Below are 1418 nucleotides of genomic sequence, written 5' to 3' on the forward strand. Positions count from 1 at the left end.
TAGATGTCTCAACTGGATAATACACTTAAATTACTGGGAATTACAGACACAAACATTCAGGTGTTCGGTACTCGTGAGGAATTTCATGGTCGGGGCTCGGGTCGCAAAAAGTATTTGGTCATCCAGGCAGAGCTTACCTACACACTCAGGCGCTGTCCCAGCTGTGGATACAATACGTTGCACCCTAACGGACACAAGCTCACTCATGTCCACATTGCAGGACCCATGGACCGGCCCGTAATTCTAGAGCTAAACAAGCAACGCTGGCGTTGTAGTAACTGCCATAGCACTTGTACGGCCACCACTCCAGTGGTATCAACCAACCACGCCATCGGTCACGGACTAGCGACTCATGTGCTGAAGCTAGCCAGTAAATCACTCCCGGCTAAGACTATCGCCAGTCTCACCGGTATTTCGACAAACTCAGTTCAGCGTATTTTGACGGCTAATATTCATCCACACGCGAGCCGCCGGTTACCGATTAATCTATGCTTTGATGAATTCCGTTCCACGCACGGCTCCATGTCGTTTATTTGCATTGACGCCGACACTCACAAATCAGTTAAAGTACTTAGCGACCGCCTTAATAGAACCATCAAACAGTTCTTTCTTAGTCAGTACAGCACCGCAGAACGGACCGCGGTTCAACGCGTCATCATGGACATGAACGCCTCCTATCAGGCATTCGTGCACGAACTATTCCCTAACGCCGAACTCATTATTGATCGGTTCCACATTATTCAATTAATGGGCCGGACGATGGATACCATTCGCACTCAATGTTTAAAGCAACTCGACAAGCATTCGCGGGAATATAAAGTACTGAAATCACTATGGCGCCTATTCCACAAGGACAACCCTGACGCACAAAAGAGCCGCTACCTCTTCGGCCTGAATGAGTACTCGACCGAACAGAACGCTATTGATATTGGAACCGATGCGTTTCCGGCCTTCAAAACAGCTTATGAAACCTACATCGATCTCCACGATGCTTTGATGGGGCGTCACGCTGATGAACTCAAGAATATCATCACTAACTATCAGCCTAACGGCACGCACCTAGATACGGCCATGCATACCCTACGAAAGAATCTTAATGGAGTAATTAACGCCGCCAAATCGTCCTACTCTAACGGACCGATAGAGGGCATCAACCGTAAGATCAAGGAGCTCAAACGTGCTTGTTATGGCTTATCCAATCAGGCCAATATGTTCACACGCGTCTACCAGCTGATTGCCTAGATTATCTACCACAATAACGTCACGATGGTAGGCTTATTTGTTATGCCTTCAAGTACGATATTCAGACAACACACCAGATTAAACGCCGCAACTAATAAAACAACAAAAAAGATCTCCCACACGAGGAGATCTCCAAAGGATAGAAACTATCCTTCAACACCATTTGACAAACTTCC

Annotated in this window: 1 protein-coding gene; it reads left to right on the plus strand. The window is 47.0% G+C overall.

Annotation, left to right across the window (positions count from 1 at the left end; genetic code table 11):
* The first annotated feature begins 3 nt into the window (after positions 1 to 3).
* Positions 4 to 1242 (plus strand): ISL3 family transposase, encoded by a 1239-nt coding sequence (locus tag DXH47_RS11470; protein WP_129033428.1) that lies wholly within the window; start codon positions 4 to 6, stop codon positions 1240 to 1242.
* Positions 1243 to 1418: the final 176 nt, after the last annotated feature.

The sequence above is a fragment of the Levilactobacillus suantsaii genome (assembly GCF_004115745.1).
GTDB lineage: Bacteria > Bacillota > Bacilli > Lactobacillales > Lactobacillaceae > Levilactobacillus > Levilactobacillus suantsaii.

Excerpts from the sequence above, each read along its gene's own strand:
- DXH47_RS11470 (WP_129033428.1), top strand. The coding sequence starts at position 4 with ATGTCTCAACTGGATAATACACTTAAATTACTGGGAATTACAGACACA.